Origin of the sequence: Bacillus sp. T2.9-1, from assembly GCF_950097965.1 — a bacterium.
GTDB lineage: Bacteria > Bacillota > Bacilli > Bacillales > Cytobacillaceae > Niallia > Niallia hominis.
In genome coordinates this window covers 24,312-50,144 of record NZ_CATNHG010000013.1, presented here as the reverse complement: position 1 = coordinate 50,144, position 25,833 = coordinate 24,312, and the positions used below count along the sequence as shown (strand labels likewise).

General features: G+C 38.4%; 21 protein-coding genes. 2 read left to right on the top strand and 19 right to left on the bottom strand.

The window, feature by feature from the left end:
• The first annotated feature begins 42 nt into the window (after nucleotides 1–42).
• A complete protein-coding gene (locus tag QQZ16_RS01970; protein WP_284561029.1) occupies nucleotides 43–960 on the top strand; it encodes an ArsR/SmtB family transcription factor in 918 nt (305 codons plus the stop codon).
• Nucleotides 961–1,068: 108 nt separating this feature from the next.
• Here the strand turns inward: QQZ16_RS01970 and priA are convergent, their stop codons facing one another.
• From priA to QQZ16_RS01935, 7 genes are all read right to left on the bottom strand, one after another.
• Complete coding sequence (gene priA / locus QQZ16_RS01965; protein ID WP_284561028.1) at nucleotides 1,069–3,480, bottom strand: primosomal protein N'; 2,412 nt, start codon at nucleotides 3,478–3,480, stop codon at nucleotides 1,069–1,071.
• Nucleotides 3,477–4,685 (bottom strand): bifunctional phosphopantothenoylcysteine decarboxylase/phosphopantothenate--cysteine ligase CoaBC, encoded by a 1,209-nt coding sequence (gene coaBC, locus QQZ16_RS01960; protein ID WP_235251026.1) that lies wholly within the window; start codon nucleotides 4,683–4,685, stop codon nucleotides 3,477–3,479. Before coaBC ends, priA begins: the two co-directional genes overlap by 4 nt.
• 314 nt (nucleotides 4,686–4,999) lie before the next feature.
• Nucleotides 5,000–5,218 (bottom strand): DNA-directed RNA polymerase subunit omega, encoded by a 219-nt coding sequence (rpoZ, locus tag QQZ16_RS01955; protein ID WP_031534362.1) that lies wholly within the window; start codon nucleotides 5,216–5,218, stop codon nucleotides 5,000–5,002.
• Entirely contained in the window at nucleotides 5,218–5,832 is a 615-nt protein-coding gene (gmk, locus tag QQZ16_RS01950) for a guanylate kinase (protein ID WP_031534359.1), read from the bottom strand. The genes rpoZ and gmk overlap by 1 nt, the downstream gene beginning before the upstream one ends.
• A 9-nt stretch (nucleotides 5,833–5,841) precedes the next feature.
• Nucleotides 5,842–6,105, bottom strand: a complete 264-nt coding sequence (gene remA, locus QQZ16_RS01945; RefSeq protein WP_031534358.1) for an extracellular matrix/biofilm regulator RemA — start codon at nucleotides 6,103–6,105, stop codon at nucleotides 5,842–5,844.
• A 60-nt stretch (nucleotides 6,106–6,165) separates the two neighbouring features.
• Nucleotides 6,166–7,041 (bottom strand): YicC/YloC family endoribonuclease, encoded by an 876-nt coding sequence (locus QQZ16_RS01940; RefSeq protein WP_284561027.1) that lies wholly within the window; start codon nucleotides 7,039–7,041, stop codon nucleotides 6,166–6,168.
• 324 nt (nucleotides 7,042–7,365) lie between these two features.
• Nucleotides 7,366–10,044: a calcium-translocating P-type ATPase, SERCA-type gene (locus QQZ16_RS01935; protein ID WP_284561026.1), complete on the bottom strand. Its 2,679-nt coding sequence runs from the start codon at nucleotides 10,042–10,044 to the stop codon at nucleotides 7,366–7,368.
• 332 nt (nucleotides 10,045–10,376) lie between these two features.
• Between QQZ16_RS01935 and QQZ16_RS01930 the strand changes: the two genes are divergently transcribed.
• Nucleotides 10,377–12,089, top strand: coding sequence for an Rqc2 family fibronectin-binding protein (locus tag QQZ16_RS01930; protein WP_284561025.1), 1,713 nt, complete (start codon nucleotides 10,377–10,379; stop codon nucleotides 12,087–12,089).
• Nucleotides 12,090–12,371: 282 nt separating this feature from the next.
• Here QQZ16_RS01930 and pyrE read toward each other — a convergent pair whose 3' ends face one another.
• The 12 genes from pyrE to lspA all read right to left on the bottom strand — a co-directional run bounded on the left by pyrE (nucleotide 12,372) and on the right by lspA (nucleotide 25,800).
• Complete coding sequence (gene pyrE / locus QQZ16_RS01925; protein ID WP_284561024.1) at nucleotides 12,372–12,989, bottom strand: orotate phosphoribosyltransferase; 618 nt, start codon at nucleotides 12,987–12,989, stop codon at nucleotides 12,372–12,374.
• Entirely contained in the window at nucleotides 12,986–13,702 is a 717-nt protein-coding gene (pyrF, locus tag QQZ16_RS01920; RefSeq protein ID WP_284561023.1) for an orotidine-5'-phosphate decarboxylase, read from the bottom strand. The genes pyrE and pyrF overlap by 4 nt, the downstream gene beginning before the upstream one ends.
• Nucleotides 13,674–14,615, bottom strand: coding sequence for a dihydroorotate dehydrogenase (locus tag QQZ16_RS01915; protein ID WP_284561022.1), 942 nt, complete (start codon nucleotides 14,613–14,615; stop codon nucleotides 13,674–13,676). Before QQZ16_RS01915 ends, pyrF begins: the two co-directional genes overlap by 29 nt.
• Complete coding sequence (locus tag QQZ16_RS01910) at nucleotides 14,612–15,391, bottom strand: dihydroorotate dehydrogenase electron transfer subunit (protein ID WP_284561021.1); 780 nt, start codon at nucleotides 15,389–15,391, stop codon at nucleotides 14,612–14,614. The genes QQZ16_RS01915 and QQZ16_RS01910 overlap by 4 nt, the downstream gene beginning before the upstream one ends.
• A complete protein-coding gene (gene carB / locus QQZ16_RS01905; RefSeq protein ID WP_284561020.1) occupies nucleotides 15,388–18,600 on the bottom strand; it encodes a carbamoyl-phosphate synthase large subunit in 3,213 nt (1,070 codons plus the stop codon). Before carB ends, QQZ16_RS01910 begins: the two co-directional genes overlap by 4 nt.
• Nucleotides 18,587–19,684: a carbamoyl phosphate synthase small subunit gene (locus QQZ16_RS01900; RefSeq protein WP_284561019.1), complete on the bottom strand. Its 1,098-nt coding sequence runs from the start codon at nucleotides 19,682–19,684 to the stop codon at nucleotides 18,587–18,589. Before QQZ16_RS01900 ends, carB begins: the two co-directional genes overlap by 14 nt.
• On the bottom strand, nucleotides 19,681–20,967 hold the full coding sequence (locus tag QQZ16_RS01895; protein ID WP_284561018.1) for a dihydroorotase: 1,287 nt from the start codon (nucleotides 20,965–20,967) through the stop codon (nucleotides 19,681–19,683). The genes QQZ16_RS01900 and QQZ16_RS01895 overlap by 4 nt, the downstream gene beginning before the upstream one ends.
• Nucleotides 20,933–21,871 (bottom strand): aspartate carbamoyltransferase catalytic subunit, encoded by a 939-nt coding sequence (locus tag QQZ16_RS01890; protein ID WP_031534340.1) that lies wholly within the window; start codon nucleotides 21,869–21,871, stop codon nucleotides 20,933–20,935. The genes QQZ16_RS01895 and QQZ16_RS01890 overlap by 35 nt, the downstream gene beginning before the upstream one ends.
• Nucleotides 21,872–22,136: 265 nt before the next feature.
• Nucleotides 22,137–23,462: a solute carrier family 23 protein gene (locus QQZ16_RS01885; RefSeq protein WP_284561017.1), complete on the bottom strand. Its 1,326-nt coding sequence runs from the start codon at nucleotides 23,460–23,462 to the stop codon at nucleotides 22,137–22,139.
• Between the two features lie 185 nt (nucleotides 23,463–23,647).
• A complete protein-coding gene (gene pyrR, locus QQZ16_RS01880; RefSeq protein WP_031534336.1) occupies nucleotides 23,648–24,190 on the bottom strand; it encodes a bifunctional pyr operon transcriptional regulator/uracil phosphoribosyltransferase PyrR in 543 nt (180 codons plus the stop codon).
• 196 nt (nucleotides 24,191–24,386) lie between these two features.
• Nucleotides 24,387–25,298, bottom strand: coding sequence for an RluA family pseudouridine synthase (locus tag QQZ16_RS01875; protein WP_284561016.1), 912 nt, complete (start codon nucleotides 25,296–25,298; stop codon nucleotides 24,387–24,389).
• The gene (gene lspA / locus QQZ16_RS01870; RefSeq protein ID WP_081836525.1) at nucleotides 25,267–25,800 is read right to left on the bottom strand and encodes a signal peptidase II; all 534 of its coding nucleotides are present in this window, start codon (nucleotides 25,798–25,800) and stop codon (nucleotides 25,267–25,269) included. Before lspA ends, QQZ16_RS01875 begins: the two co-directional genes overlap by 32 nt.
• Between the last annotated feature and the right edge of the window lie 33 nt (nucleotides 25,801–25,833).

The window sequence follows — 25,833 nt, the reverse complement described above, 5'->3', positions numbered from 1 at the left end:
TAAACAAGCTATTGTTTAACTAAATAGTTAAAGGAGGTCCCCATGCAAATACAAATTTCAAAGGATTATTTTCATATTTACCAAGCACTTGCTAGCGAAACAAGAATTGAGATTATTGAAATCCTTGCTAAAAACAATATGAATATATCTGATTTAGCAAAACAATTAGGCATAAGTGCCGCTATCGTTACCCGTCATATTCAAAAGCTAGAAGAAGCAGGAATCGTTAAATCGGAAAGAACCCCGGGAAAATCAGGACTGCAGAAAATAGTCTATTTAGCGATAGACAATATTGAAATTCATTTTCCAAGAAAAATATTTAAAGAATATCAACTCCACCAGACAGATTTAAGAATTGGTCATTATACTGATTTTTCCGCTATGCCTACTTGCGGAATTGCAACAGAAAAAGAAATCATCGGGAAAGCGGATGATCCTAAATTTTTTATGGATAGCCAAAGAGTAGATGCACAGCTATTATGGTTATCTAAAGGATTTGTAGAGTACAAAATCCCAAATTTACTAGGACCAAATGAAATTCCAGAAATGGTAGAAATCAGTCTAGAGCTTGCATCTGAGTTTCCGATTTCCAATAATGTATGGCCAAGTGATATAACGTTTTACTTAAATAACGTGGAGATTGGCACCTACACTGTGCCTGGAAATTTTTCTGATGTGAGAGGTCGCTATACGCCAAAATGGTGGAATGATAAATTTAGTCAGTACGGCCTTTTAAAAACAATCAGGGTAAATAAAATGGATACAGGTATTGATGGGGAGCCGTTTTCTAGTGTCACGATTAATGATTTACAATTAGAGAACTCCCCCTTTCTCACTTTGAAAATTGCGGTTAAAGAAGATTCAGAAAGAGTTGGTGGGATGACTTTATTTGGGGAACATTTTGGAAACCATAAGCAAAATATACAGATTGGGATATATTATTTGGAGAAGGAAAATTAATATAGCAAAATAAAAAGAAATGACCGTTTCCATTCTGTCATTTCTTTTTATTTTCATTTTCACGTTGAAGGTTAATAGCAACAGTAGCATCGTTTGTAACAGTCATCACTACATCAAAATAAACGGATTAACATCAATCGAGATCTGCAATCCATTTGTGCTTATTTCAGTCTGATAATGATCTAAAATTGACTTTAGAACTTCCTCTAAGTTTGGTTCTTGTTTATATTTTATTAGGCATTGATAACGATATTTATTCTTTATCCTTGCGATTGGTGAAGCGACTGGTCCTAAAATAACCGTTTGCGGTGATAATCTATTTCTGACGATCTGCGTGATTTTCTCCGAGACACCGACTACTTTCATCAGCTCTTCATGACTAATCGTAATCATCGTAAGAAAATAGTATGGCGGATAGGCATGCTGTCTGCGAATCATCATCTCCGTTTCATAAAAACGGTCATAATCCTGTTCGCTCGCAAGCTCTATACTATAATGCTCAGGGGTATATGTTTGAAAAATAACTTCGCCCTGTAATTTATGTCTGCCTGCTCTTCCACTTACTTGTGTCAGTAATTGAAAGGTCTTCTCCGATGAGCGGAAATCTGGCAGATGAAGCATTGTATCAGCTGATAGTACACCAACTAGCGTAATTCTTGGGAAATCTAGTCCTTTGGCAATCATTTGTGTGCCTAATAGAATATCTGCCTCTCCATCTTGGAATTTTTGTAGCAGCTTTTCATGAGCACCCTTTCGACTTGTTGTGTCCACATCCATCCGAATAACTCTAGCTTCTGGCAGGATTTTCGCCAGCTCTTCTTCTACCTTCTGCGTACCTGTTCCAAAATACCGAATATGCTCACTGCTACATTCTGGACAAGTGGTAGGCGTATATGTTTCATATCCACAATAATGACACTTCATCTGATTTTGAAAACGGTGGTAGGTTAAGCTAATATCACAATTCGGACATTTAACAACATACCCACAGTCACGGCACATGACAAAGGACGAATGCCCTCGCTTATTTAAAAATAAGACTGTTTGCTCTTTCTTTTCAAGGCGATCTTTCAGCTTATCTAGCAATGCTTCGGAAAACATGGAGCGATTGCCGGTTCGAAGTTCTTCCCGCATATCAATAATTTCTACATTAGGAAGGGATTGGTTATTCATTCGATTAGGAAGGGATAGTAAAGTATATACGCCTTTTTGGGCTCGTGCAAAGCTTTCTAAAGAAGGAGTTGCACTACCTAAAATAATCGAACAACCATGCTTTTTCCCTCTTTCGATGGCAACGTCCTTTGCATGGTAACGTGGATTCTCCTCTTGCTTATAGGTCATTTCATGCTCTTCATCAATAATGATAATGCCAAGATTCGTAAATGGAGCAAAGATGGCGGACCTAGCTCCTACGACAACTTTCACTTCGTTTCTTTGAATTTTTCGCCACTCATCATACTTTTCTCCCACTGACAATCCACTATGCAAAACCGCAACAAGTTCACCAAATCGCCCTTTAAAACGGTTAACCATTTGGGGAGTTAGGGCGATTTCAGGGACAAGCACAATCGCTTCCTCTCCCTTTGCCAATACTTTTTCAATGGATTGCAAATAAACTTCTGTTTTCCCGCTACCGGTTACACCATATAAGAGAAACACTTCATGGCGCTCCTCTTTGACCGCCTGATGGATCGGTGCAACAACTTTCGCCTGATCATCTGTTAAAGGCAAGGCATATGTTCTTTCAAACTCACGCTCTTGATAAGGATCTCGATATACTTCTTTATCTATTTCGCCGAGAAGACCTTTTTCGACTAGCCCTTTTATAGCAGCTGTAGAAATCTTTAATTTCGTTAAGAGCTGTTTTTGTTCAATTGGTTCTGGATGCTCACTAAAAAACGCAAGTAATTCTTTTTGTTTTTTTGCGTTTTTATTCAGCGATTCTTCGTAATCGGTTAAATCTTTTCTCTTTATCAAAGGATAAATATGCTTTACCTTTTTCTTTTGACCTCTTGATTGAACCTCGTAGGAAACTTCTATTGTTCCTTTTTTCACTTCCTTTTGCAGAGCAGAAAGAGATACATTCTTTAGAGCTTCCTCCCACACTACTTCTTCCATATTGCGAAAAAGAGCAGCTACCCCTTCTGCCATGTCTTGTTCTTTTCCCATTACCCTTTTTACCTTGCGCTCATATTTAGCCTTTAAAGCCGGCGGTAGCATCGCTTGAAAAGCAGAAATTTTATAGCAAAGGGTAGAATGAGACAACCAATCAGCAAGGGATAAAAGCTCTTTATTTAAAACAGGTACTAAGTCCATCGGCTCGATTATCTTTTTAAGTGATTTAAAACTAGACGTTTCCTCCAAGCTTTCCACAAATCCTTGAACCTTTCTAGGACCGAATGGAACAATAACTCGCATGCCTGGTTGAATAACCTCCTCCAGTTCTTCTGGAATGAGATAATCATAGGGTCTGTCCGTTTGTTTTGCCGGAACATCGACAATTACTTTCGCTACAGTCATTTCTGAACAGCTTCCTTCATCAAGACCGCTTGTTCCAAGATTTTTTCCGCTACTTCATCTTTAGAAAGAAGGGGAAGTTCGATGGAAGTCCCATCTTTCTTATACATTGTTACTAAATTTGTATCTGTTCCAAAGCCAGAATCCTGCCTATTTACATTATTAGCAACAATCATATCCGCATTTTTCCGCTTTAATTTATCCATTGCATACGCAGCCATATTTTGCGTTTCTGCTGCAAAGCCAATCAGAATTTGTTGATTTTTTCGCGACCCAAGTTCTGACAAAATATCCTTCGTCCGTGTAAATTCGATTGTTTCTGGACCGCTTTGCTTTTTCACTTTATGATCATATACTACCGTTGGCTTATAATCACTAACTGCTGCAGTTTTAATGATAATGTCAGACTTCTCGCTATAGCTTATCACCGCATTATACATCTCTTCAGCACTTTCCACAGAAATTACCTGTGCACCCTTTGGTGGGGCAAGATTTGTTGGTCCGGATACTAAAATAACATTTGCCCCATATGCAATTGCCTTTTTTGCAATACTATATCCCATTTTTCCAGATGAATGATTGGAAATAAAACGAACAGGATCAATTTTTTCTCGCGTCGGTCCAGCAGTTACGAGAACGGTTGTACCACTAAGGATGTTTTTCTTCCCAGAGAAATAATCCTCCATATGCTGAATAATCATTTCTGGTTCTTCCAATCTTCCCTTCCCCACATACCCGCATGCTAAATAACCTTCACCCGGGTTAATAAATCGATACCCATAGTCATGAAGCGTATTAATGTTTTTAATAACTGCGGGGTGATCATACATATGAACATTCATGGCAGGAGCAATCCAAACATCACTTGTCGCTGCAAGCAAGGTGGTTGTAATCATATTATCAGCAATGCCGTTTGCTATTTTTCCTATCACATTCGCTGTTGCCGGTGCGACTAAAATCAAATCAGCCCAATCTGCCAAATCAATGTGGGCAATCACTTTCGGATCTTTTTCATCAAATGTGTCCGTATATACTTCGTTTTTAGAAAGTGCTTTAAAGGTTAAAGGATTCACAAATTCCATGGCCGCTTCCGACATGATAACCTTCACATCCGCGCCCTTTTGCGTTAATTTACTTGTTAAAGCACATGCCTTATAAACTGCAATTCCTCCCGTAACACAAAGAAGAATCTTCTTTCCATTCAACATTATGCGCTTCCTTCCTTTCTTTCTGTTCTAAGAGTTTATGATAAATAATATTGTTTTATTTGTATTCCGTGGGGACAGCACGATTCACTGGGACGAGCGCCGAGCCGCTTCGCCAAATCTTAAATCGGAAACCAACCTGCTTAGTTAGAATTTAAACATTTATGGGAACACCATTATGTAGTCTTTCATTACTTCTATTATTGTTAAGCATATAATTAAATAACCATTATGTCCATGAAAAAAGACTTAGTAAATGGAATTGCTCCTTTTACCTAAGCCTTTTAGTTTGTACTATATTTTTCAAAAAAATTTAATTATTCCTCGCTTGAACCACTTGGAGTATTTACACGGTAAGTTAGCTGATCTTTATTAATCTCTTCTAATGCTTTTCCTACATTTTTATGAGAAACATATTTTGCTAATTGTGGTCTCGCATTTGTTTGTAGCTTTCTTGCTCTCTTTGCAGCAACAGATACTAATGAATATTTAGAATCGATTTTTGTCATTAATTTATCAATGGATGGATATAACATTATTTAGCCTCCAGCATTTTCTTGTATTTTGGTTCTACTCTTTCTCTGCGACAATGTTCAGCAACAATGATTGCTTTAATTTTTTCACAAGCATTCTCTACTGTATCATTTTCTACGACATAATCATATAAGTGCATCATTTCAATTTCTTCTCTTGCCACATTCATACGGTTGTTAATAATCTCTTCTGACTCTGTACCTCTTGTCACAATACGATTCTTCAACTCTGATAGGCTTGGCGGGCTTAAAAAGATAAATAAGCCGTCAGGAAACTTCTCACGAACCTGCTTTGCACCTTCTACCTCAATTTCTAAAAAGACGTCTTTCCCTTTTAATGTTGTTTCTCGTACGTAATCAACTGGTGTACCGTAGTAATTTCCTACAAATTCTGCATATTCTAGTAATTTCCCTTGTTCGATTAAGCCCTCAAATTCTTCTCTCGATTTAAAGAAATAATCTACACCATCTACTTCACCAGCGCGCGGAGCTCTAGTTGTCATGGAAATAGAATATTCAAAAGATGTATTTTGTTGTGAGAATATTTCCTTCCTCACTGTTCCTTTCCCTACACCAGAAGGTCCAGACAAAACGATTAAAAGTCCCTTTTCTACCAAATCTTTCTCCTACCCTTCGTCTATAATCTCATCACGATCATTTAATCGATGTGCAACCGTTTCTGGCTGAACTGCTGAAAGAACAACATGATCGCTATCCATTACGATAACCGCTCTCGTTCTTCTGCCATATGTAGCATCTATTAATGATCCTCTATCCCTAGCATCTTGGATAATGCGTTTAATGGGGGCAGATTCTGGACTGACAATAGAGATAATTCTATTTGCAGAAACTATGTTTCCAAAACCAATATTAATTAACTTAATGGACATTTGCCTACTCCAATCCTATTATTTTTAGTTTTAACTAGGAAGATTTATTCTAAACCCTATTTATTCAATGTTTTGGATTTGTTCTTTCATTTTTTCCAAACAGCTTTTCACCTCGACAACAATTGCTCCAATTGCTGATGAATTAGCTTTAGAACCTATCGTATTGATTTCTCTGTTCATTTCCTGCAACAAGAAATCAAGCTTTCTTCCAATCGGGCTTTCTTCTTCCATAATTTGATAAAACTGTCTAATATGACTATGTAATCTAACTAATTCCTCATTAATATCTGCTTTATCTGCAAAAATTGCCACTTCTGTAATGAGTCTTGCTTCCTCTATCGGTTCCGGCAAATAGCTTTCTAGACGTGCTTTCAGCTTTTCCCGGTATTGTGAAATCACTTCAGGAGCTAATGACTGTAATTGTTCAACCCAAGTCTCTGTTTGCTTCAGGTTGTTTTCTAAGTCTTTGGATAACTCTAATCCTTCTATTGTTCGCATATTATTTAACTGGACAACCGCTTCTTCAACTGTAGTAAGTAATACTTCTGATAGTTCTTCCATGTCAAGTTCCCGTTCTACTATCTGAAAACACTCTTCTTGATTTAAGAGATCTCGTAGGGAGATAGGCTCTTCAATGGAATATTTGTCTTTTAATTGATGAAGTAATTGGTAATATTGATCAAGCAATGGCCAATCGACGATCATTTCTTGGCCCCTTTTCTCTTCATCTTCTAAGCTTACAAATACTTCTACTCTACCTCTATGTATATAGTTTGAAATAATTTTCTTTATTTGTTCTTCCAAATATAGAAATTGCTTTGGCATCCGAATAATCTGATCGCTAAACCTGTGATTGACCGATTTCATTTCAATGTGAAGTGTTGAATGATGATATTGTTTTGTTGCTCTTCCAAATCCAGTCATACTTTTTATCATGCTAACACATCCGTTTTCTTAAAATGTGCGAATTAATGTTGCTCATGCTTTTCCCGCAAAGTTTCGCTACTAACCCGCAGCCTGAATACACTTCGCTTTCCGTGGGGCGAGCGGTGAGCCTCCTCAGCTTCTCTTCCGGGGTCTCACCTGTCTCGCTAATCCCCGTGGTGTCTCCGTGTATTCAGGCTGCTTTATTATTCTTTAATAATTTCTCATCATACTTGCATAGCGTCGAATATTTTAGAAAAAACAGCATTAAAAACTACATTAAATAAATAAAAGGTAATAGAGTGGTCTCTACTACCTTTTGGATTATAACATATTTTATTTTGATTTACTTAATAAAAATGATCCTGCAAGTAAAAAAGTTGGTACGGAGGCGAATCCGATGATCATTGGCCAATCTTTCATTGCTATTGGCAGGGTATGGAAGATCTCTTGTAGGAATGGTACGTAAATGACAACTAGTGCCAGTACAAGGGATGAAATAACGGCCCATACAAGATACATATTGCCAAATGGGTTTCTTGAAAGAATTGATTTTTCACTGCGGCAGTCAAAAACATGTATTAACTGAGCAAGGACTAATGTGATAAATGCCACTGTTTGGGCGTATTCTAGATTTTCGGGATTATTATCATAGGCAAACATAAACGCTAAAATCGTGGAAATCCCAATTAAAAATCCTCTTGAAATTACCTTCCAGCCGAGCCCTCTTGAAAATACACCTTCATTCGGACTTCGCGGACCTCTTTTCATGACATTGTCTTCTGGTCTATCCAAGCCTAAGGCCATTGCTGGCAATCCATCTGTTACTAAATTCACCCATAGAATTTGGATTGGTACAAGTGGTAAAGGTAGAGCTAATAACATCGCAAACAGCATAACCAGTATTTCCCCAACATTTGAAGCTAGTAAATATCGGATAAATTTACGAATATTTTCATAGATATTTCTACCTTCTACGATCGCTGCTTTAATGCTTGCAAAATTGTCATCCATTAATACTAAAGAGGATGCTTCCTTCGCTACATCTGTACCTGTAACTCCCATTGCAATACCGATGTCCGCCTTCTTGATTGCTGGAGCATCATTCACCCCATCACCAGTCATAGCTACGACATGTCCTCTATTTTGGAAAGCTTGAACAATCTTCAGTTTATGTTCTGGTGAAACGCGAGCGAATACAGCAACATCTTCTACAATATCCTCTAATTCTTGTAAACTTAAATCTGTTAGCTCTTTTCCTTCCATTACCTTGGAACGGTTATTGGCAATGCCAAGCTGCTTAGCAATCGCTTTTGCCGTAATAACATGGTCTCCGGTAATCATAACTGTCTTAATTCCAGCTTCTTTACATTCTTTAACAGCTTGTTTTACTTCTGGTCTTGGCGGGTCAATAATGCCTTGGAGCCCGATAAAAATTAAATCCTTTTCCGCTTCTCTTTCGTGCATAATAATCGTATTTGGAGATATTTCCTTATATCCAATAGCAATCGTACGAAGCGCTTGGGAAGCTAATCCGTTAATCGCTTCCTGCACTACTTTCTTCTGCTCACTTCCTAATACAGTGGAACGATTTTCAAAAAGAATCGATTTACTTTGACCAATCAACACATCTGGTGCACCTTTTGTTACGACAAACTGTCTTCCAGATGGGTCCTTTACGATCACACTCATCATTTTTCTTGTCGAATCAAAAGGAAATTCATTCACTATCGTAAATTGATTTAATAATTGAGAGCGCGAAAATCCTGCCTTCATACCAGCAACTAGTATAGCGCCTTCTGTCGGATCACCGTTTAAAACATATTCTCCGTCTTTTTGCAGTATCTCTGCATGATTACAAAGCATTCCAAATGTTAAAAGCTGTTGTAACGCCTTATCTTTAGCAGGATCGACTAATTTTTCATCTGCATAGTATTTTCCTTGTGGTTCGTATCCTGTTCCATCTACTGTATACGTTTTGCCACCAATCCATGTTCTTGTAACCGTCATTTTATTTTGCGTTAATGTACCGGTTTTGTCTGAACAGATTACAGAAGCACATCCCAGCGTTTCTACTGCAGGCAATTTACGGACAATTGCATTTTTTCGGATCATTTTCTGAACACCAAGAGATAAAGCAATTGTTACAATCGCCGGTAGCCCTTCTGGTATTGCAGCAACTGCTAAGGATACACCTGCTAGAACCATTGTGTATAAATCATGTCCTTGAAGTACACCAATTACTACAACTAATACTGTTAATAGCAAGGCCGTTACAATGAGAATCTTCCCTAACTGCTCTAATCTTCTTTGCAGTGGGGTTGTCACAGAATCTGCATTTTGCAGCAAGTCTGCGATTTGTCCCATCGCCGTCTTCATTCCCGTACCGATTACGACACCAACACCACTTCCACGCGAAACCATCGTACCCATAAAGCCCATATTCTCCATATCACCGAGCGCTAAATTATTATTCTTAATGGCTGATACGATTTTAGGAACAGGTACAGATTCACCTGTTAACGCTGATTCTTCGACCTCTAAACTTCTTGATTCTATTATTCTTACATCTGCACCGATTCGGTCCCCGCTAGCAAATTTAATGACATCTCCAGGAACTAATTCCTTTGATAAAATATTTATCCATTCCCCGTTGCGAAGGGCATGAACATGGGGCTGTGATAACTCCTTTAAAGCAGACAAGGATTTCTCTGCACGAATTTCTTGAAAAAATCCAAGAAAACTATTGAGAATGATGATTGCAATAATGGCAATCGCATCAATATATTCACCCAATAAACCTGAAACAAGCGTAGCAGCTAAAAGAACAAGTACCATAAAATCCTTAAATTGACTGAAGAAAATAAGCAATAGTGATTGCTTTTCTCCTTCCTCTAATTCATTAAATCCAAAATTCTTTCGTCGCTTTTCCGCCTCTTCATCCGTTAATCCAGCCGAAAAATCAGTATTCAATGTTTGTTCTACTTCTTTTTCGTTCATTTCATGATAGTTCATCCGGCCATCTCACTTCCCCCTTTTTCATTCACCGTTCGCGAATAGCACTTTTGCGAAATAATTACGTAGTAGTTCTGAACAAAGGTTAGCAATTCTAACTAACATACATAGTTGTCCCAACACCACTCTATGGAAATCATATTCAGGCTTGGCCGAAAAAATGCTATCAGGGTTAGATTTTTATTTCGTTTTAAAATTAAAAATAATTTTTTGGCCATTTCTTCTTATCACAAGATGCTAATTTTTCTTCATTAAGGCTACCAAATCCTTGTATTTCTTTGTAATTAAAGATAGAGTAAAGAGGGAAATTATTATAAATGAGGTTGTTAGTTATGTCATTTGATGGTTTATTTACAAGAGCAATGTCCCTGGAATTAAAAGATCTGTTACTAGGAGGCAGAATTAATAAAGTTCAGCAGCCTTTTACAAATGAAATTATTTTATCTGTTCGTGCAAATGGAAAAAATCAAAAGTTGCTTTTATCTGCACATCCGAGCTATGCACGAGTTCAAATTACCGAGGAAACATATGAAAATCCGAAAGAGCCACCAATGTTTTGCATGCTTTTACGCAAGCATTTAGAAGGTTACTTTATAGAAGACATTTATCAGATAGACAATGAACGAATCATTGTTTTTGAGATTAGAGGAAGAAATGAAATTGGCGATACTTCCTATAAAAAACTGATGATTGAAATAATGGGACGACACAGCAATATTATTTTGATCGATCGCGACAAAAATACAATTTTAGATAGCATTAAACATATTTCCTATGCTGTTAATAGCCATAGAGCCATACTACCTGGCTATGAGTATAAGGCTCCACCAAAACAAGAAAAACAAGATCCTTATACAGCTACAGAGGAAGATGTTTTAAGAGCAATTGATTTTAATAGCGGAAAGTTGGACAAGCAGCTTGTACAGCAGTTCGCTGGATTCTCCCCTTTAGTTGCCAAAGAAATTTTCTATCATGCTGGTCTTGCGAACCGCGATACACTGCCAAAGGCTTTTCTGGCTATAATGGATCCAATAAAAAAAGGCAGCTATGCTCCTTCTATTATGGATACTCCCGAAAAAGAATATTTTTACTTTCTGCCAATAGAGCATGTGAAAGGTGAAATTAAAGCTTTCCCTACTTTAAGCAAAATGCTTGATCGATATTATTTCGGAAAAGCAGAACGGGATCGAGTAAAGCAACAAAGCAATGATTTAGAACGTTTCATTGTGAATGAACGGGATAAAAATAGCAAAAAGATTAAAAAGCTAGAACGTTCATTAATGGAAGCAGAGAACGCAGAGGAATATCAATTGCTTGGCGAACTCTTAACAGCAAATTTATATGCAGTTAAAAAAGGCATGTCAGAGGTAGAAGTTCTAAATTACTACGAAGAAGATGGGGTAATGATTAAGATTCCCCTTAATCCAAGACTATCTCCTTCTGAAAATGCGCAAAAATATTTTACGAAATATCAAAAGGCGAAAAACTCTATTGACATTATTAAGGAACAAATTCAACTAGCAGAACAAGAATACGAGTATTTTGAAACATTATACCAGCAAATTCTTGCTGCCTCACCGAAGGATATTCATGAAATTCGTGAAGAGCTAGTAGAAGAAGGATACTTAAGAGAAAGGCAAAAAAAACAAACGAAAAAACAACAAAATGTAAAGCCAGTACTAGATTATTATTTATCTGATGATCAAACAGAGATTATCGTTGGCAAAAACAATAAACAAAATGATTATTTAACCAATCGTGTAGCTGCCAGGGATGAGATTTGGCTGCATACGAAGGATATCCCTGGATCCCATGTCGTTATCCGGAGCAAGGAGCCTTCGGAGGAAACAATTCTACAAGCTGCCAAATTAGCCGCTTATTTCAGTAAAGCTCGCCAATCAAGTTCTGTTCCAGTGGATTATACCCTAGTCCGTCATGTGAAAAAGCCAAGTGGCGCAAAACCCGGTTTTGTTATCTATGATAATCAGCAAACAGTTTATGTAACCCCAGATGAGGAAACTGTGATTCGGTTGAAAGCGAAATAAAAAGCAAATCGCGAGAGGCAATGCTGCCTCTCGCGATTTGTTTTATTGGTTACACTGGTTTTAGTTTATGCATAAGGATAATTCAGCTTGAAGGGTTGGCTTTTTGAGACTCTCATGCCTTTGATGAAGACCAGTTTTGTGTCTCCTCCTCTTCTTTTTGGTTTTCATCCACCTTATGAACACCATTTTTCCAACTAGTTAGATTCATTTATAGACTTTTATCCAAGCCCCCAAAAAAACGATACTTTAGTTAACTAAAATGTCGTTATAAACATCATCCACTTACCAATTCTCTGGATTTTCCTTCCAAGCATTCAAGCTCGCTAAATCTCTTTCTTCAATATAGCCATTTTTCTGTGCTACTTCTAATAAGCTCGTATAATCTGTTAATGAGTATGCTGTAATTTCAGCCTCAGCAAGCAATTCTTTCCCCTTTGGCAATTCGTATGTAAAAATCGCAACAACCCCAAGTACATCGCAGCCTGCTTCTCTTAAACTATTAACTGCTGTAATGACACTTCCCCCTGTTGAGATAAGATCTTCCACCACTACTACTTTTTGCCCTTTATCTACCTTGCCTTCAATCTGATTCCCTTTTCCGTGGGCTTTTGCTTTGGAACGTACATAGGCCATCGGCAAATCAAGAAGGTCACTTACCCAAGCTGCATGAGGAATACCTGCTGTTGCTGTCCCTGCCACAACTTCTGTTTCTGGAAATTTATCTTTGATTAAACTAGCTAATCCTGTTGCGATATTTTTACGCACCTTCGGATAGGACAAGGTTAAGCGATTATCACAATAGATTGGCGACTTTAATCCTGAAGACCAAGTAAACGGATCATTTGGCTGTAAAAAAACTGCTTTAATATCTAGTAATTGTTCGGCAATTTCATGTTTCATAACGTGATGCCCTCCCACTCGGATTTAAATAATGAATAGCTTTCATATGGATTTGCTGCTCTTGTAATCGAGCGACCAACAACAATTGCTGATACCCCATTTTCTCTCGCAATCTTAGGTGTTGCTACCCGAACTTGATCCTGTACTTCATCTGTTTTTAAACGAATGCCAGGCGTTACAGTTAAAAAGGTATCCCCTAATCTTTCACGAATTGCGAAAGCTTCTAAAGTGGAGCACACGACTCCATCCAGTCCAGCCTCTTTTGTTATCGTTGCATAGTGCAATACCGATTCATGTAAAGGAACTTGAATTAATTGCTCTTTTTGCATGCTCGCTTCAGAAGTACTTGTTAACTGAGTCACACCAATACATTTCGCTCGTTTCATGCCAGATGGTGTACCTGCTTCGAGCCCCTCCACTGCACGAGCCATCATGTCGATTCCACCAGCTGCATGAACATTCACTAAATCAACGCCTAAGCTAGCAATATTTTTCATCGCACTTCCAACTGTATTTGGAATATCATGTAGCTTTAAGTCTAGGAAAATTTGGTGATTTTGTTCCTTTAATTCCTGAATGATGCTTGGTCCTTCTTTATAAAATAGTTCCATACCTACTTTTAAAAACAACGATTCTCCGTTAAATCCTTTTAAAAAAGAATCTACCTCGTCCTTACTTGCAAAATCAAGCGCGATGATAAGCGAATTGTTCATGCTTTCCCCAGCTCCTTCCCGTTACTTCTGAAATATGTTCAAATCCGTATTTGTCTAATAGCTCAGGTAATTCATCTATTATTTTCGGGCAAATAAATGGATCTACGAAGTTTGCTGTACCAACTGCTACTGCACTTGCGCCTGCATAGAAAAACTCTAATACATCTTCAGCAGTGGATACTCCCCCCATTCCGATAATCGGTAGGTTTACTGCTTGACTTACTTCATAAATCATTCGGATTGCTACAGGCTTTACTGCAGGACCAGATAATCCTCCCGTTTTGTTGGCTAGGATTGGCTTGCCTGTTTTTAAATCAAGACGCATGCCAACAAGGGTGTTAATCATGGTAATCCCATCTGCTCCTCCAGCTTCTACCGCTTTTGCCATCTCGACAATATTCGTTACATTTGGTGAGAGCTTTACATATACAGGAACTTCTGACACTTCCTTCACCTTTTTCGTTAATTCCTTAGCAACTTCTGGAATTGTTCCAAAAGCAATGCCTCCTGTTTTTACATTCGGACAAGAAATGTTTAATTCTAGTGCCTTAACATTCGATGCTTTTGATATCTCTTTTGCAACAGCAACATAGTCCTCTTCCACCGATCCAGCAACATTTGCAATAATCGGTACATCGAATTGGCTAAGCCAAGGTAATTCTTCGCCAACCACTTTTTTTAGTCCGGGGTTTTGAAGACCAATGGCATTTAGCATCCCAGAAGTAGTCTCAGCTACTCTTGGTGTTGGGTTACCAAAGCGTGGTTCTACCGTAGTTGCTTTTATCATGATGGCACCGAGCTTGCTTAAATCATATAAGTTACTGTATTCCCGTCCAAATCCAAAACAGCCAGAAGCAGGCATGATTGGGTTTTTAAGCTCAAATCCAGGAAGCTTTACTTGAAGTCGGTTCATAGGACAACCTCCCCTGTTCTAAATACTGGTCCATCTGTACATACCTTTTTATAGCTGAATCCTGTCGGATCATCTGCTGTGTGACATACACATGCAAAGCATGCACCAATCCCACATCCCATTCTTTCTTCTAGAGAAATAAACACCTTTTTAGTAGGAAATGTTTTTTCTAGATTTTTAAGCATTGGCGTTGGTCCACAGGAGTACAATACGTCAAACTCCAGATTTTCTTGAAAAATAACGTCTGTGACAAAGCCTTGTGTACCATGACTACCATCTACTGTAGCGATATACGTATCCCCAAGTGAGGCAAACTTTTCTTCATAAAATGCAACGGATTCTGTTTGAAAGCCTAATACAGCAACAACCTTTACCCCTTTTGCAACTAGTCGATTGGCTAATTCATATAAAGGTGGCACACCAATTCCTCCGCCTACTAATAAGGCTGTTTGCCCTGGCTTGCTTTCTTCAACTGGGAATCCATTTCCTAATGGACCAAGAATATCAACTGCTTCCCCAGCTGTTTTTTGGGCAAGAAGCTTTGTGCCCGCTCCTTCAGCGCGGTAAATCATCGTAAATGTTTTACTTTCCTGATCAATCCGGCAAATACTAATGGGACGTCTTAATAAAGGTGCAGCATTATCACTTACTTTTATATGAACAAATTGACCTGGCTCGTTCATTTCAGAGACAAGCTCACCTGTTAAGGTGAGCTCCATAATATTTTCAGCTATTTCTTTCTGTTCGACTACTGTACAGATTTCGTTTTTGATCATACTAACACTGCCTCCGGTTGCGTTTTGCTTGGCTCCATTGCATCTGTAGAGAATGTCATCGATTCTACTACTCGAAGGATAGCCTCTGCTGTATCTAATGAAGTTAAGCATGGAATGCCATTTTCAACGGATTCACGTCTAATTCGGAATCCATCTCTTGCTGGCTGGCTTCCTTTGGAGAAAGTATTAATGACAAATTGTGCTTCCCCATTGCGGATTACATCTATTAATGTATGTCCTTCTCCACCGATTTTACCGACTACTTTTACTGGAATGTTATTGCTTTCAAGGTACTCTGCTGTTCCACTTGTTGCCATCAAGCTATAGCCGATATTCGTAAATCTTTTTGCAAGCTGTAAAGCCTCTTCCTTATCTTTATCCCCAATTGTCAAAAGAACCGTTCCAAATGTTTTTATCTTCATTCCTGAAGCAATTAAACCTTTATACAGTGCTTTTTCTAGAGTAATGTCTTTCCCCATTACTTCTCCCGTTGATTTCATCTCAGGGCCTAATGTGATATCGACTCTACGTAATTTTGCAAAAGAGAATACTGGGACCTTCACATACACACCAGACTTCTCTGCTACTAAGCCCGATTGATATCCCTGCTCTTTTAAGGAAGTACCCAAGATTACTTTTGTAGCGATTTTCGCCATTGGCACATTCGTAATTTTGCTCAAGAAAGGTACTGTTCTACTAGAGCGTGGATTTACCTCTAGTACGAATACTTCACCTTTGGAAACAACATACTGGATATTTAGTAAACCTACGATTTTTAAACCTTTTGCAAGTCTCGTTGTATAATCTACTAACGTTTGCTTAATTTCAGCAGACAAGCTTTGTGGTGGATAGACAGCGATCGAATCGCCTGAGTGTACTCCTGCACGTTCGATATGCTCCATAATTCCTGGAATGACAACATCAGTTCCATCACAGATTGCATCCACTTCAATTTCTTTCCCTGTTAAATAACGGTCAATTAAGATTGGTTGTCCTGGACTTGCCTTAACCGCGTTTTCCATATATGGAATCAGCTCTTCTTCTTTATAAACGATTTGCATTGCTCTTCCACCAAGTACGTAAGATGGTCTTACAAGTACTGGGTAGCCAATTGATTTTGCTACAACAATTGCTTCTTCAACTGTTAATGCTGTTTTTCCGTCTGGCTGTGGAATTCCTAATTCTTGCAGACTTTGTTCAAACTTATCACGGTCCTCTGCGCGATCTAAGTCTTCAAGAGATGTTCCTAAAATTTTGACCCCACGCTCTGCTAGTGGGCCAGCTAGGTTAATGGCTGTTTGCCCACCAAACTGAACCACTACTCCTTCAGGTTTCTCTAAATCGATGATATGCATTACATCTTCAATCGTAAGTGGTTCAAAGTAAAGTTTATCTGAAATACTAAAGTCTGTTGAAACCGTCTCTGGATTGTTATTAACGATAATTGCTTCATATCCAGCTTCTTTAATCGCCCATACAGAATGAACGGTTGCATAGTCAAACTCTATTCCTTGGCCAATGCGAATTGGTCCAGATCCAAGCACAACAATGCTTTTCTTCTCTGTTACAATCGATTCATTTTCCTCTTCATATGTTCCATAATAGTAAGGTGTTTCAGATTCAAACTCAGCCGCACAAGTATCAACCATTTTATAAACGGGCACAATGCCTTTTTCTTTTCTCCAGTTATATACTTCAATCTCTGTTGTATTCCAAAGCTTTGCAAGCTGAATATCAGCAAATCCCTTTTCTTTCGCTTCTTTTACATATTCCTCATCAAATGGATGATTGATTAACTCTTTTTCGAACTTTATGATGCCTTCCAGTTTGAAAAGGAAGAATAGGTCAATCTTGCTCCACTCATGAATCGTTTCAATACTCACACCACGATTAAGTGCTTCTGCTATATAAAATAATCTTTCGTCTCCGGCAACTCTTATTCGCTTTTCGAGTAATTCGTCGCTTGTTTCATCTGCTGCATTTAGGGAGAAATGATATACTTTTGCTTCAAGGGAGCGAATCGCTTTTAGTAAAGATTCTTCAAAAGTACGACCAATTGCCATTACTTCTCCCGTTGCTTTCATTTGTGTTCCTAAGTTACGTTTTGCTGATTCAAACTTATCGAAAGGAAAGCGTGGAATCTTACTTACTACATAATCAAGTGCTGGTTCAAAGCTTGCATAAGTTTTTCCTGTAACAGGATTCATCATCTCATCTAATGTTAGACCTACTGCGATTTTTGCCGCTAGCTTTGCAATCGGATAGCCAGTTGCTTTACTTGCAAGGGCAGATGAGCGACTCACTCTTGGGTTTACTTCAATAATATAATATTGGAAGCTATCTGGGTCTAATGCTAGCTGTACGTTACAACCACCTTCAATTTTTAGTGCACGGATAATTTTTAAAGATGTATTTCTTAATAATTGATATTCACGGTCACTTAACGTCTGACTTGGTGCGACAACGATACTGTCACCTGTATGAATCCCAACTGGATCGATATTTTCCATGTTACATACTACAATCGCGTTATCATTGCTATCACGCATTACTTCATATTCGATTTCTTTAAAGCCTGCGATACTTTTCTCTAATAAACATTGCGTTACTGGGCTATTTTTCAAACCACTTGTTACAATTTCTTCTAACTCCTGATCATTATGGCAAATACCGCCGCCTGTTCCACCTAGTGTGAAAGCAGGACGAACGATTACTGGATATCCGATTCTCTCTACAAATGCTCTTGCTTCCTCCATATTATGGATGATATCACTATCTGGAACAGGTTCTCCTAATTCATTCATCAAGTTACGGAAAAGATCTCTATCTTCCGCTTGCTGAATCGCGGATAGCTTCGTTCCAAGTACTTCTACTCCGCATTCTTCTAACACGCCTGCCTCTGATAGCTCGACTGCAAGATTTAAGCCAGTTTGCCCTCCTAATGTTGGCAAGATAGCATCTGGTCTTTCTTTGCGAATAATTCTGCTGACAAATTCAAGTGTTAATGGTTCAATGTACACTTTATCAGCCATTTCTGTATCTGTCATAATCGTTGCAGGGTTAGAATTTACAAGAATAACACGATAGCCTTCTTCCTTTAAAGCGATACATGCTTGCGCTCCTGCATAGTCAAATTCTGCTGCCTGCCCAATGATGATTGGTCCTGATCCGATTACTAATATACTTTTAATACTTTTAAGCTTTGACATATGCGGCACCTTCCTGTTTGTGAGATTGTATCATTTCCATAAAACGATCGAATAAATAGTTAGCATCCTCTGGTCCTGGTGAAGCTTCTGGATGGTATTGCACGGTAAATGCTGGGTATTCTTTATGCTGCAAGCCTTCGATTGTTCCATCATTTAAAGCAATATGTGTAACTTCTAAGTTTGTGTGATTAATAGATTCTTCTTCTACTGTATAGCCATGGTTTTGAGAAGTCAGAGAAACCTTCCCTGTTAATAAATCCTTTACTGGGTGGTTTGATCCTCTATGACCAAACTTCATTTTCTCTGTGTTTGCCCCACTTGCAAGTGCGAACAATTGATGACCTAAGCAGATTCCAAACAGCGGCACTTGCCCAATAATTCCTTTAATTGCTTCAATAGACTCGGGCACATCCTTTGGATCCCCAGGTCCGTTCGATAGCATCACGCCATCTGGACTTAAATTTAGAATATCTTCTGCCGTTGTATTATATGGAACGACGATTACATCACAATCTCGTTTATTTAATTCTCGTAAAATTCCATGCTTCATTCCATAGTCTACTAACACAACGCGACTTCCACGGCCAGGACTTGGATAAGGTTTTCTTGTAGAAACTTGCTTTACTTGATCTGTACTTAACGTAATCCCTTTTAATTTTGCAATTACTTCCTCTGCATTTTCCTCGATGCTGCAAATCGCACCCTTTAAAGTTCCATATTGGCGGATAATGCGCGTTAATTTTCTTGTATCAATTCCCGCTATTCCTGGGATATTCTTTTGTTTGAAATATTTGTCTAATGAAAGCTCGTTACGCCAGTTTGAAGGAAAATCACACACTTCTTTTACAATAAATCCATGAATGGCTGGCGTTATCGATTCAAAATCATCTCGATTGATGCCATAATTTCCTACTAACGGATACGTAAGTGTGACAATTTGTCCACAGTAGGATGGATCGGATAGAATTTCCTGATAGCCTGTCATTCCTGTGTTAAATACTACTTCACCAAATTTTTCTGTATCGGCACCGAAGCCTTTTCCGATAAATACCGTGCCATCTTCTAGAATTAATTGTTTTTTCATGCGTGTACACTTTCCTTTCTCCAAGCAATCTTCCCACCAACAATTGTTGCAGCCGGCCAGCCCTGACATTCCCAACCAGCAAACGGGGTATTTCTTCCTTTTGATAAAAATGTTTCTGGGTCAATTTTATTTGTATCTTCTAAATCAAGAATGACGATATCTGCAGTTTTTCCTGCTTCTAAAGTTCCAGCATCCAATTTAAAGCTTTGAGCTGGTTTTATTGTTAGATAATCTATTAATTGTTGTAATGTCATCACCCCTGTTTTTACAAAGTTCGTATAAAGAAGAGGAAATGCTGTTTCTAAACCGACAATTCCAAATGGTGCAAGCTGCATCGACTGCGCCTTTTCTTCTGCTGTATGCGGTGCATGGTCTGTTGCAATAAAATCAATTGTTCCATCTAACAATCCTTCAAGTAAGCTTTTTCGATCCTCTGTTCCTCTTAAAGGAGGATTCATTTTATAATTCGTATCAAGAGAAGGAATATCTGTATCTGCTAATAGTAAGTGATGTGGCGACACCTCTGCTGTAACTCTAATTCCAGCTTTTTTTGCATCTCTTACAACACGCACTGATTCTTTTGTACTGATATGGCATACATGATAATGACAGCCTGTCGCTTCTGCTAAAAGAACGTCTCTTGCTATTTGGACTGATTCACAAACACTTGGAATTCCATTTAAACCGTTCGCCTTTGAAAATTCTCCTTCGTGCACACAGCCTTTATTGATAAGGGTATTATCTTCACAGTGAGCGACAATTGCCATATCTAATGCAGCCGCTTGCTTCATCGCCTCGAGCATTTGACCTGCTTCTTGGATTCCTACACCATCATCTGTAAAAGCAAATGCTCCTAATTCTTTTAGTGCTTTAAAATCAGTAAGTTCAGTCCCTAATTGTCTAATTGTAATGGATGCATACGGTAAGACATTTACATTTGCCGTATTTCGAATTCTTTCATTTAAAATATGTAAATTTTCAACTGTGTCAGGAACAGGTCTAGTGTTTGGCATATTGGCAATCGTTGTAAATCCACCTCGTGCTGCTGCCATCGTCCCTGTTGCAATCGTTTCTTTCTTTTCGCCGCCTGGCTCTCTTAAATGAACATGTAGGTCAATAAACCCTGGCGCCACAACTTTTCCAGCAGCATCAATCACTTCATCTGCATTTGAAGTTATTTCCTTTGCAATCGTCTTAATTGCTCCATTTTCAATCAAGATGTCCTTCTGTTCTAATTCCCCTGTAGTATTAAGCAACTGGCCATTTTTGATAAGTATTGACATGTTCATTTCTCCCTCCGATATTTTCTAATGATCTTTTTAGCACACTCATGCGGATAAACACACCATTTTCCATTTGCTTAAAAATTCTCGAGCGTTCGCATTCAACCAATTCATCAGCAATTTCTACATCTCTGTTTACAGGTGCAGGGTGCATGATGATGCTTCCTGGCTTCATTTTTCTTTCTCTTTCTACTGTTAATCCATATAGTCTGTGGTAGCTTTCTTTGTCAAAAGCAGCTCTTTCATCTCCATGTCTTTCATGTTGGACACGTAGCAGCATGACAACATCGGATGTTTCAATCGCTGTATCAATATCTTCATAATTTGCATCTTGTAGGACTGTTTCATCAAACCATTCTCTTGGTCCAGAGAAAACGACCTCTGCCCCGAGTCGTGTTAGGGCATCTGCATTTGATCTTGCTACTCGGCTGTGGCTGATATCACCAATAATACTTACTTTTAAGCCATTGAAGCGTTGGAACTCCTGCTGTATCGTCAGAAGGTCTAGTAGAGATTGTGTAGGATGATGACCACAGCCATCTCCTGCATTAATGACTGGTATGTTTACCTTCCCTACTAATTCATCAAAGTAATGATCCTTTTCATGTCTTATGACAATAGCATTTACTCCTACTGATTCCAGCGTTCGAACAGTATCATATAATGTTTCTCCTTTAACAACACTTGAGGTTGTCGTTTCAAATGGGATTACCTCAAGTCCTAACTTTCTCTCCGCTACTTCAAAGCTGCATTTTGTTCTTGTGCTAGCTTCGAAAAAAAGGTTTGCCACAAAGCTTTGATTTGCCGGTCTCCAAGTTTCTCCATTAGCAAATCTTTGTGCATCTCTTAAGATTTCTTTAATCTCTGTAACGGTTAACTCAGTCGTAGTTAATAAGTTTTCCATGATACTACCTCCCGTTATTTGCTGCTTTTAACTTAGCCCGCAGGCTAAAATACACTTCGCTTTCCGTGGGGCGAGCGGTGTCTACGTGTATTTTAGACTGCTCAGTAATTCTCTAATCCCCTAAAAAAAACCACCCTAACAACTCGTTAGGGCGGCAAAAATCATGATTTTCCATAGATTTAGGCAAAGTGAACCTAGCACATACAATCTATGCATCATTTTTGACACCCTTATAAGTCTCTCTGTACTTGTTTAAAAGGTGTTATTATTTAGTTTCGTCTACTGCGATTGGTTCTTCGAATAAATCGTCCTTTGCTTTTTCTCTACCTGGCAATACTAAATTTAAGATAATGCCTAGGATTGCGGCAAAAGCCATTCCTTCTAGTTTAAAATTTTCTCCCATATGAATGGAGAAGCCTCCAATTCCTGTTACAAGGATAACGGATGCAATCACTAAATTGCGATTTTTATTAAAATCAATCTTTGCTTCTACAATAATTCTTAATCCAGAGGAAGCGATAATTCCGAATAGAAGGATGGAAACTCCCCCCATTACCGGCGTGGGGATGGATTGAATTAATGCTGCGATTTTGCCAATAAATCCAAACCCTATTGCAAGTACTGCAGCTCCTGCTAATACATAAACGCTGTATACTCTTGTGATTGCTAATACTCCAATATTTTCGCCATATGTTGTTTTTGCAGGACCTCCCATTAAAGCGGAAAGAATAGTTGCTGTTCCATCTCCCAAAATACTTCTATGCAATCCAGGATCTTTAATATAATCTTTACCAACAACTTTACTTAACACTAGCTGATGACCGATATGCTCTGTTAATGTAACGATTGCGACAGGTACAAAAATAGTTAGTAGCGCAAGATTAATTGTTACAGGATAATCTACAAACGGGAAGATAAAATCTGGCATTGCAAACCATTTTGCATCTAGCACTTCTTGGAAGTTAACAACACCTACTAGCAAGGCATATACGTAACCTACAACGATTCCTGCTAAGATTGGGATAAAGCTAAATACTCCCTTGCCAAAGATGGTGAAAAGTATTGTTGCTAGTAAGGTTACTAGCGCAACAGAGATATAAAGCAAACTATATTCTTGATTCTCACTGCCATTATTTACATACATTGCTTGCCCTACTGCTGTGGAAGCTAATGCTAGCCCGATAACCATGATTACTGGTCCAACAACAATCGGCGGTAGGATATTCATAATCCAACGATAACCAGCTTTTTTGATGATTAAGGAAACGATGCCGTATACTATCCCGGCTATAAATGTTCCAATCATGGCTGCCCCTATACCTCCACCAGGCATTGTCTTTGCTGCAATTACCGGTGCGATAAAGGCGAAGGATGATCCTAAGTAGGCCGGAACCTTAAATTGCGTAATGATTAAGAATGCGAGTGTACCTACACCACTTGAGACTAAAGCAACCGCAGGGCTCATTTCTATTAAGAATGGTACTAACACTGTTGCACCAAACATAGCGAATAAATGCTGTAAGCTTAACGTTACCCACTGAAGGGCACTTGGTTTATCTTTAATTCCTAATAAGGGTTTTGATTCGTTCATTGCTGTCTCCTCTTTCTGTTTAAAAAAATATGACTTTGGATAATTGCTTACTAGTTTCCCCTATTGTGAAAACAATAAAACCCCTTTTCTGCGCAACAAAAAAGGGGTTTTAGACAGGCTTAAAGAAACCTTATAAAAAAACTCCCCTTCTCAGCCTCACAGGACTGCTATTAAAAGGGCTCTATTTAATTTTCAAAAATATTCACTTCATCATATCCATCCACTTCAGTAAGTTCTACCACAATTTTCTCTGAGCTGGAGGTAGGAATGTTTTTCCCGACATAATCTGCTCTTATTGGCAGTTCTCTATGTCCTCTGTCTACTAGGACCGCAAGCTGTATGGATGCTGGTCTTCCCATATCCATTAGAGCATCCATGCCGGCACGAACAGTTCTTCCTGTATACAAGACATCATCTACAAGGATGACCTTTAATCCTTGTATATCTTTCGGGATATCTGAGCCTTTTACTAATGGCTCCTCATTTTTCGTCTTTTTTGATAAATCATCTCGGTATAAAGTGATATCCAATTCACCAACTTCAATTGGCTTTCCTTCAATTTGAGCAATTTTCTCTGCAAGGCGATTTGCGATGTATATCCCTCTTGTTCTTATTCCAACAAGAATACAATTCTCAATCCCTTTATTTTTCTCGATGATTTCATGCGCAATTCTCGTTAATGCTCGTCTTATTGCTTGATCGTCTAGTACAAGTGCCTTTTGTGACATCTCGCTCACCATCCATGCTGTGATTCAATCATTATTTTCAAAAAAATATCCTCTCACCCTTTTGGATGAGAGGATAGACGTATACCAATATAGCTATTGCTTAAAATAGCTAGGATCCGTTTCCTTCTCAACCTCACGGGATTGATTTAAAGGACTTATTCAACTAACGTTATCTTAATATAAAATTAAAAGCGTGTCAACGATTATTTCGTAATGTATCGAGAAGATTCTCATAGTCTTTAGGAAGTGGTGCTTCAAACTCTAAATATTCCCCTGTGCGCGGATGTTCAAATCCTAGTATTCCTGCATGCAGTGCCTGACCGCCGATATCCAATGTTTTTCTTGGGCCATATTTAGGATCTCCTACAAGTGGATAGCCAATATACTTCATATGCACGCGGATTTGATGGGTGCGTCCTGTCTCTAATTGGCATTCGATAAACGTGTATCCATCCATTCTTTCTAACACATGAAAATGAGTAACAGCATGCTTGCCCTTATCTATAACCGTCATACTTTGTCTATCTTTCGTATCACGGCCAATCGGGGCCTCAACCGTTCCATAATCATGGGGGATAGAACCATGTACCAATGCTTTATATTTTCTCGTTACTGTTTTTGCTACTAATTGATTAACAAGGCTCTCATGTGCAGCATCATTTTTTGCAACCATTAATAGTCCAGATGTATCTTTATCGATTCGATGAACAATTCCTGGTCTCATCACGCCATTTATACCGGAAAGATCTTTACAATGAGCCATCAAGCCATTTACTAATGTACCTGTCACATGTCCAGGAGCTGGGTGTACAACCATTCCTTTTGGTTTATTCACTACGATGACATCACTATCTTCATAATAAATATCTAAATCCATTTCCTCTGCTTCTACATCTAGTTCGATTGCTTCTGGTACTTCAATTGTAACTAAATCATTTAAAACACCTTTATACTTTGTTTTAACCGTTTGCCCATTAACTGTAACATGACCGTCTTTTATCCACGCTTGAACCTGTGTTCTCGACCAATCACTGTTAATCATTGAAACGATTTTGTCGATCCGTTCATTTACTTGCTCACTTTGAATGATATGTTCCTTTTTTTCCATGTTTCTTCTCCTTCTTTGCGTCTCTATCCTCCTTCAGCATAACTAGGATTAATAAAATAACGCCAATTACTAAAGATGAGTCTGCAATATTAAATATTGGGAAATCATAATTAAAGATATACGTATTGATAAAGTCTACTACATATTGATGGCGCGCGCGGTCAATAAAATTGCCGATTGCCCCCCCTAAAATAAGACCAAGAGAAACACCATAAAGAATTTTCCCTTTCGTACCTGTCTGAATTAAATAAATCAATCCAATTACAACGATAACAGTGATAATATAGAAGAACACCATTTGATTCTCAAGCATTCCCCAAGCTGCACCACTATTACGATGGGATGTCAGATAGAAAAAATCTTTTATTACTTCGATACTTTCTCCTAGTTCCATATTTTTTACAACTAACCATTTCGTCCATTGATCAAGAATAATAATTATAGCTGCAATTATGTAATAAAACACTAAAGTTTCCTCCAATTCTCGAGTCTCCTTTAGCATTTTAGCATAAACCAGTTGAAAACGATAGCTTGG

Excerpts from the sequence above, each read along its gene's own strand:
- QQZ16_RS01970 (WP_284561029.1), top strand. The coding sequence starts at position 43 with ATGCAAATACAAATTTCAAAGGATTATTTTCATATTTACCAAGCACTT.
- priA (WP_284561028.1), bottom strand. The coding sequence starts at position 3,480 with ATGACTGTAGCGAAAGTAATTGTCGATGTTCCGGCAAAACAAACGGAC.
- coaBC (WP_235251026.1), bottom strand. The coding sequence starts at position 4,685 with ATGTTGAATGGAAAGAAGATTCTTCTTTGTGTTACGGGAGGAATTGCA.
- rpoZ (WP_031534362.1), bottom strand. The coding sequence starts at position 5,218 with ATGTTATATCCATCCATTGATAAATTAATGACAAAAATCGATTCTAAA.
- remA (WP_031534358.1), bottom strand. The coding sequence starts at position 6,105 with ATGTCCATTAAGTTAATTAATATTGGTTTTGGAAACATAGTTTCTGCA.
- QQZ16_RS01940 (WP_284561027.1), bottom strand. The coding sequence starts at position 7,041 with ATGATAAAAAGTATGACTGGATTTGGAAGAGCAACAAAACAATATCAT.
- QQZ16_RS01935 (WP_284561026.1), bottom strand. The coding sequence starts at position 10,044 with ATGAACTATCATGAAATGAACGAAAAAGAAGTAGAACAAACATTGAAT.
- QQZ16_RS01930 (WP_284561025.1), top strand. The coding sequence starts at position 10,377 with ATGTCATTTGATGGTTTATTTACAAGAGCAATGTCCCTGGAATTAAAA.
- pyrE (WP_284561024.1), bottom strand. The coding sequence starts at position 12,989 with ATGAAACATGAAATTGCCGAACAATTACTAGATATTAAAGCAGTTTTT.
- pyrF (WP_284561023.1), bottom strand. The coding sequence starts at position 13,702 with ATGAACAATTCGCTTATCATCGCGCTTGATTTTGCAAGTAAGGACGAG.
- QQZ16_RS01915 (WP_284561022.1), bottom strand. The coding sequence starts at position 14,615 with ATGAACCGACTTCAAGTAAAGCTTCCTGGATTTGAGCTTAAAAACCCA.
- QQZ16_RS01910 (WP_284561021.1), bottom strand. The coding sequence starts at position 15,391 with ATGATCAAAAACGAAATCTGTACAGTAGTCGAACAGAAAGAAATAGCT.
- carB (WP_284561020.1), bottom strand. The coding sequence starts at position 18,600 with ATGTCAAAGCTTAAAAGTATTAAAAGTATATTAGTAATCGGATCAGGA.
- QQZ16_RS01900 (WP_284561019.1), bottom strand. The coding sequence starts at position 19,684 with ATGAAAAAACAATTAATTCTAGAAGATGGCACGGTATTTATCGGAAAA.
- QQZ16_RS01895 (WP_284561018.1), bottom strand. The coding sequence starts at position 20,967 with ATGTCAATACTTATCAAAAATGGCCAGTTGCTTAATACTACAGGGGAA.
- QQZ16_RS01890 (WP_031534340.1), bottom strand. The coding sequence starts at position 21,871 with ATGGAAAACTTATTAACTACGACTGAGTTAACCGTTACAGAGATTAAA.
- QQZ16_RS01885 (WP_284561017.1), bottom strand. The coding sequence starts at position 23,462 with ATGAACGAATCAAAACCCTTATTAGGAATTAAAGATAAACCAAGTGCC.
- pyrR (WP_031534336.1), bottom strand. The coding sequence starts at position 24,190 with ATGTCACAAAAGGCACTTGTACTAGACGATCAAGCAATAAGACGAGCA.
- QQZ16_RS01875 (WP_284561016.1), bottom strand. The coding sequence starts at position 25,298 with ATGGAAAAAAAGGAACATATCATTCAAAGTGAGCAAGTAAATGAACGG.
- lspA (WP_081836525.1), bottom strand. The coding sequence starts at position 25,800 with ATGCTAAAGGAGACTCGAGAATTGGAGGAAACTTTAGTGTTTTATTAC.